This window comes from Micromonospora sp. KC213 (genome assembly GCF_004348325.1).
GTDB lineage: Bacteria > Actinomycetota > Actinomycetes > Mycobacteriales > Micromonosporaceae > Micromonospora.
On the sequence record NZ_SMKF01000247.1, the window covers coordinates 1 to 6,481 of the forward strand.

Consider the following 6,481-nt stretch of genomic DNA (forward strand, 5'->3'; position numbering starts at 1 on the left):
ACCTGGACCGGTCCGGCGTGATACTCGGAGGAACCACTGTCGACCTTGCGTTTCTTCCCCTGCACCTCCAGGTACGCCGACACGGCCGTGGCCTCGCCGAGCGCGACCTCCTTCAGGGTGACGACGCATTTCACCCGGGCCGGAGACTTGCGGAGCAGATAGACCCGCCCGGTGCGTACCCCGTCCGCGACCAGCGCCGCCGAGTCGACGACCTCGAAGCCGTTCCCGCAGAGCTGCTCGGGGGTGTAGGGATTCGTCCTCGGCGGGCTCGTGGTGCGGGGCGGGTCGGACGGCGGCGGGTTGCTGGCGCTCACCCCCGGCTCGGGTGCCGGCCGGTTCCCCGGTGGCGATCCCGGCTGCGATCCCGGTCCCGCTCCTGGTCCCGGTTCCCGGGAGCCGGTCGGGACGGCGCCGCCGCCGGCTCCCGGGGTCGACCAGCCGGGCAGCGTGCCGCCGCTCGGCCCGGGCCTGCCGTTGTTCGTGACCGCAGCGGCCGGGCCGGGTATCGCCGACCCGGCCGCCGACCCTCCCGCGGTCGGCTCCGGTCCGCCCTGGCCGGGGGTGTCCGGCGGCAGCGCCAGGATCAGGCCGACACCGGCCAGCACCGCGGCCGCGACGCCGGCCGCGCCGGCCACGGCCAACCGCCGACGCCGGGACCGGCCACCGGCCGGCGTGGTCGGCCGCGAACTGTTTCCCGGTACGCCCACCCGGTCCGCCGGGGCCGCCGGGCGGTCATTCGTCGGTGCCGCCGGTGAGGCTGCCGCGCGCTGGTCGACTGCGGCCGCCCGGCCGGACGCCGAATCCGTCGGTGACCCGGCCGGTCCGTCGCCGGTCGGCGCTGGCGGGCGGTCGCCAGACGGCGCCACCGGGGCAGCGATGCCGCCGCTCGGGTCGGCTGGCGCAGCCCCGGCTACGCCAGCCGTCCATCTCGACGGCGGGGACGGAGGCTCGGAGCCGGCCGGGTCCGCCGGTCGATCATCGGTCGGAGCCGCTGGCGGATCCGCCGCTCGGTCGGCGGCCGGCGCCGACCAGGACGGTGATGCCGAGCCGTCACCCGGCGGCGGCCACGGTGGCGGCGGGGGCAGGGCCTGCTCCGGCGACCGTGGGCCGGGTAGGGCCGGGCGCACCGCCGGCGCCGCGGCGCCGGCCGCCTCGGCCATCGCGGCCGCGGTGGGGAAGCGGTCGCCGGGGCTCTTGGCGAGGGCGCGTTCGACGACGGCGGCGACCGGTGGGGGGATGTCCGGGGGCAGTGGCGGCGGCGGTTCCTGGGCGTGCTGCAACGCCACCTGCAACAGCGTCGCCCCGATGAAGGGTGGCTGGCCGGTCAGGCAGTGGTACGCCACCGCGCCGAGCGCGTAGACGTCCGTCGCCGGCGACACAGGCTGGTGGTTGACCTGCTCGGGCGACATGTAGGAGGCGCTGCCCAGCACCATGTGACTGGCGGTCAGCCCCAACGACGCCGCGGACCGGGCGATGCCGAAGTCGACCAGGACGATGGTGCCGTCGGGTTTGACCAGGAGGTTGCCGGGTTTGACGTCGCGGTGGACGATGCCGGCGGTGTGGGCGACGTGTAGTGCGGTGGCGGCTTGCGCGACGGCGGACATGGTGGTGGTGGGGTCGAGTCGGCCGGCGCGGCGGATCCAGGCGTGCAGGGGTTCGCCGTTGACGTATTCCATGACCAGGTAGCTGATCCGGTTGCCGTCGGGCAGTGTGGTGGAGCCGAAGTCGTGGACGGCGACGATGCCGGGGTGGCGTAGGGCGGCCAGCATGCGGGCTTCGGCGTGGAAGCGGGTGGTGAATTCGGGGTCGTCGACGAGTGTGGGCAGCAGTATCTTGACGGCTACCTCGCGGTCGAGGAGGGTGTCCACGCATCGCCAGACGGTGCCCATGCCACCGGTCGCCACCCGTTCGCTCAGCCGGTACCGATCGCTGAGCGCCAGTCCCTTAGTCAACACCGCGCCACCGTACCGGTGCGGAACGCGAACCTGCGACGGTGCCGCGCCGATCGCGACGGAGGGTTAGACGGAGGGTTACCGGGGGGAACGATATCGATAGTCGTTCGGGTTGAGCGCCGCCGGTTTCGGGTCCTCCTGCCAGGCGCCCTCGCCCGGGCGGGCGACGAGGGCGTCCAGCAGTTCCTCGCGGTCCATGTGCTCGGCTCCCTCGATGCCACCCCGGATCGCCATCTGCCGCAGATCGTCCGTGTCCTTCTCGTGCATCCGCTCCACCGTCGCCTCCTTTGTTCCGCGGCGGGTCCGAGCACCGCCGCTGCCGCCCTGCCCATACCCCGACAGACGCCGGGAAACCCTGCAACCCGCGCGGCCTGCCGCCCCAGGCAGGTGGTGGCGCTGCGCCGGGTGAGCAACAGCCGTTGTCCGGGCCGGCCGACTACGCTTGCGGGGATCCGTCCCCGGGGACGGCACAGCGGCGAGGGGAGACGCGGCATGGCGTGGAGCTGGCGGTACGAGGGCGCGGACGGCACGGCGGTCGAGGGGCCGGCGGAGTCGTTCAGCAGTCAGGCGGACGCCGAGTCGTGGATCGGCCAGACCTGGCGGGAACTCGCGGCGTCCGGCGTCACCTCGGTCGCGCTCGTCGAGGACGACCGGGTGGAGTACCGGATGAGCCTGCTGCCGACGGCGGAGTGATGGGGTACGACCGTCCCGGGGAGCCACTGGTCCTCGGGGTGCCCCGGGCGGCGTTCCGGCCCAGTCCGGTCTTCCTCGCCCTGGTCGCGCTCTTCGTGGCCAGCGGGGTGATGGCCTGGAACGGGTTCGGCAACGTCCGGTTCGACGTCTTCCTCTTCGTCGTCTCGGGCTGGCTGGTCTCGCTCTGCCTGCACGAGTACGCCCACGCGGTGGTGGCGTACCGGGCCGGCGACCGGGACATCGCCCACCGCGGCTACCTGACGTTGAACCCGCTGAAGTACACCCACCCGTTGCTGTCGATCGTGCTGCCCGTGGTGGTGGTGCTGCTCGGCGGCATCGGTCTGCCCGGTGGCGCGGTGTGGGTGGACCGGCACGCCATTCCGGGCCGGGTACGCCACACCCTGGTCAGCCTCGCCGGCCCGGCCACCAACGTGCTGTTCACGCTGGTGCTGGTGGCGGCGCTGCGTATCGGGTCCGGCGTGTTCGGCGGGCCGGTGGAGTTCTGGGCCGGGCTGGCACTGCTGGCCTTCCTCCAGCTCACCGCGAGCCTGCTCAACCTGCTGCCGATACCCGGCCTGGACGGCGGCAACATGATTCAGCCCTGGCTGAACCCGCAGTGGCGGCGGATGTACGACCTGTTCGCCCCGTTCGGTTTCCTCCTGCTCTTCGCGCTGCTGTGGAATCCGCGCATCGGGGGTTGGTTCTTCGACGCGGTCTTCGCCCTCGGTGACGCGCTGGGGCTGCCGAGCTGGCTCTACGGCCTGGGGCTGGAACTGATCCGCTTCTGGCAGGGCTGACCGCGACAGCCGACTGCCGCGTCGGCCGCCGCACGTCCGCGACACCGTCCCCGGCCCTCGGGGGTGAGGGTCGAGGACCTACAGACCTGATCGCACTGACGGATCGGCGGCGCGGGGCCGATCCGTCAGTGCGATCAGGTCTGTAGCGCCCACACTGCCTTTATCGGCCCCCAGGCCGGCCGCGCTGCCCACCGTAAGGCCGGGCGTACCCGGAGAAAGGGTCGGGCCGGCGCGGAGAGCCCGCGCCGGCCCGGGAAGGCGTCAGGGCCGCTGGGCCGGGCTCTCGGTCTTCGCCGCGTCGCGCTCGGTGACCGGCTCGACGATCTCGTCGATCGCCTTCAACAGTTCGACGTCGAGCGTCACACCGGCCGCCTTGACGTTGTCGTGCACCTGCTCGGGCCGGGACGCCCCGACGATCGCCGAGGAGACGTTCGGGTTCTGCAACACCCAGGCGATGGCCAGCTGCGGCATGGTCAGCCCGGCCTGCTCCGCGAGCGGCTTGAGCCGCTGCACCCGGGAGAGCACCTCGTCGGTCAGCCACGCCCTGATGAAGTTGGCGCCGGATTTCTCGTCGGTGGCCCGGGACCCGGCCGGCGGCGGCTGACCCGGCAGGTACTTGCCGGAGAGCACGCCCTGCGCCATCGGCGACCAGACGATCTGCCCCACACCCAACTCCTCGCTGGTGGGCACGACCTCGGTTTCGATGACCCGCCACAGCATCGAGTACTGCGGCTGGTTGGACACCAACGGGATGCGCAGCTCGCGGGCGAGGCCGTGCGCCTCGCGGATCTGGGACGCCTTCCACTCGGAGACGCCGATGTAGTGCGCCTTGCCCGAGTGCACGACGTCGGCGAAGGCCTCCATCGTCTCCTCCAGCGGCGTGCTGTAGTCGTACCGGTGGGCCTGGTAGAGGTCCACGTAGTCGGTGCGCAGCCGGCGCAGCGAGCCGTTGATCGATTCCATGATGTGCTTGCGGGACAGGCCCCGGTCGTTGCGGCCCGGACCGGTCGGCCAGTAGACCTTCGTGAAGATCTCCAGCCCTTCCCGGCGCTCGCCGGCCAGAGCCTTGCCGAGGACCTCCTCGGCCCGGGTGCCGGCGTACACGTCGGCGGTGTCGAAGGTGGTGATGCCGGTGTCCAGAGCGGCCCGCACACAGGCCAGCGCCGCCTCCTCCTCGACCTGGGAGCCGTGGGTGATCCAGTTGCCGTACGAGATCTCGCTGACCATCAGGCCCGAGCGACCTAGGTGTCGGAATTCCATCCCCCGACCCTAGCCCGGTGGAACCGTCAGAGCACCGGACGGGTGTCGGCCAGCAGCAGGTCGATCTCGGCCAGCACGGCGTCCCGGCCCGGGTGCACCGGGTCGATCAGCGGCCCGCCACGCCGATCCAGCGCCCCCCACCGGCCGGCGCGGTCGGTGGCCAGGAACGCCACCGGGTGGATCATCAACTGCGGGTGGGCGGGCGCGACGAGCAGGTTCCCCGCCCGGTCCACCACGCCACGCAGACCACCGGCCTCCACCACGGCCAGCCCTTCGTCGGTGAAGCCGTCCACCGGCCGGCCGTCCGCGAGCATGGTCCGGAACGCCTGGTAGCGGGGTGGCACGACCAGCCGGCCGCGCCGGTCGACCGCACCCCACACCCCGCCCCGGCGCACCGCTGCCACGCCCCTGCGGAACGGCCGGACCTCCTCGAAGCCGCCGGAGGCCACCTCGGTTCCGTCCGGCTCGATCGCGGTCCAGTCCGCGCCGCCGCGAGAGACCCAGGCCAGTCCGTCGGAGAAGGCCCGCACCGCGGCGTAGCCGGGGGCGATCACCGTGGTTCCGGCCTCGTCGATCAACTCCCAGCCGCCGGCGTCGGGGCGGCGTACCCAGGCCACGCCCTCGCAGAAGGGCTGCGCCTCGGCGTACCGGTAGTCGATGACCAGTTCGCCGTCGACGTCCGCGTAACCCCACCGGTCCGGGCCGCTGTCCCGGGTCGGCACCGGGGAGCGGCGCCCGCGCAGCACCTCCTGCCGGCTACGGGGGTACGGCCCGAAGCCGCCGTTGGCGACGGCCCGGGCGTGCACCGCGTCCAGGGAGATCATGATCCGCTCGGTCAGCTCCGGGTCGTCGACCCGGCGCAGGTCCAGCGCCCGTTCGAAGTGTGCGCACGCCTCCATCAGCCGGCCCTGGTCGTAGCAGGACCGGCCCGCGTGCTCGTGCATCGCCGCCCGTAGCCGGTCCGGCAACTCCGCCGAGTTGGCCTCGGCGAAGAGGCGGTCCGCCTCGGCGTGCTCGCCCCGGCGGCGGAGCACCTCGGCCAGCCGGGCGCGGGCCAGCGCGGTGCGACGCAGTTCCCCGGTCGCCTCGGCGTAGGTGAGGGCGAGCCGGCCGTCGGCGAGCGCGTCGTCCAGGTCGTCGACGATCCGGGAGACGACGGCGCGCAGGCTCAGCAGCCGGGCGCGGGCCCGGTTGTCCAGGGAGACCGCGAGTTTCTCGGTGAGCCGCCGCCGCAGCGCCCGCAACTCGTCCGGGTCGTCCACGGTTTCGCGCAGCGTCTCCGGGTCGAGCCGCCACTGGTACGCGGCCAGCAGTTGCTCCGGGTCGCCGTGCGTCACCGGATCCTCGGTCCCGGGTGCCGGCGGGAGAGCCGGCTGGTCGGTGCCGGCCGACGTCCCGGCGTCGGTCGTGTCGCGGCCCAACCCGACACCGGGTTCGGCCGCCGGCGGTGCCGCGCGCTCCGTGACCCTCGGTTCTTCCACGGCGACGACCGGTGGTGCGGAGACCGGGTTCGGTGGTGCGGAGACCGGGTTCGGTGGTGCGGAGACCGGCACCGGTGGTGCGGGGGTCGGCTGGTCGAGTGGCGTGATGGCCTGCTCGGGCGAATCGGCGGCAGGCACCTCCGCGACGGGCGCCGCCTGGGCCGGCGCGGCCTCCATCGCCGGCTTCGGCTCGACCGTCGGCTTGGCCTGCGGGGCGGGTGTGGGTTCGACCGTCGGTGTGGGCACGGGCCGTACGACGATCGGCAGTGTCCCCGACGGTGAGACGACGGGGGACGGC

6 protein-coding genes are annotated in these 6,481 nt (G+C 73.4%); 2 read left to right on the top strand and 4 right to left on the bottom strand.

What is annotated here, in order from left to right:
• Both E1166_RS32765 and E1166_RS28645 read right to left on the bottom strand, forming a co-directional pair.
• Positions 1 to 1,955, bottom strand: a 1,955-nt coding sequence (locus tag E1166_RS32765) for a serine/threonine-protein kinase (RefSeq protein WP_207914604.1), incomplete at its 3' end; no start/stop codon positions are given.
• Between the two features lie 75 nt (positions 1,956 to 2,030).
• Entirely contained in the window at positions 2,031 to 2,219 is a 189-nt protein-coding gene (locus tag E1166_RS28645; RefSeq protein WP_132270839.1) for a hypothetical protein, read from the bottom strand.
• Between the two features lie 225 nt (positions 2,220 to 2,444).
• Here E1166_RS28645 and E1166_RS28650 point away from each other — a divergent pair, with 225 nt between their 5' ends.
• Positions 2,445 to 2,645 (top strand): hypothetical protein, encoded by a 201-nt coding sequence (locus tag E1166_RS28650; protein WP_132342990.1) that lies wholly within the window; start codon positions 2,445 to 2,447, stop codon positions 2,643 to 2,645.
• Complete coding sequence (locus E1166_RS28655; RefSeq protein WP_132342991.1) at positions 2,645 to 3,442, top strand: site-2 protease family protein; 798 nt, start codon at positions 2,645 to 2,647, stop codon at positions 3,440 to 3,442. The genes E1166_RS28650 and E1166_RS28655 overlap by 1 nt, the downstream gene beginning before the upstream one ends.
• Positions 3,443 to 3,703: 261 nt before the next feature.
• On the opposite strand, the gene E1166_RS28660 is transcribed toward E1166_RS28655, so the two are convergent.
• Both E1166_RS28660 and E1166_RS28665 read right to left on the bottom strand, forming a co-directional pair.
• Positions 3,704 to 4,702, bottom strand: coding sequence for an aldo/keto reductase family protein (locus tag E1166_RS28660; RefSeq protein ID WP_132270834.1), 999 nt, complete (start codon positions 4,700 to 4,702; stop codon positions 3,704 to 3,706).
• A gap of 26 nt (positions 4,703 to 4,728) precedes the next feature.
• Complete coding sequence (locus E1166_RS28665; RefSeq protein ID WP_132342992.1) at positions 4,729 to 6,360, bottom strand: WG repeat-containing protein; 1,632 nt, start codon at positions 6,358 to 6,360, stop codon at positions 4,729 to 4,731.
• Between the last annotated feature and the right edge of the window lie 121 nt (positions 6,361 to 6,481).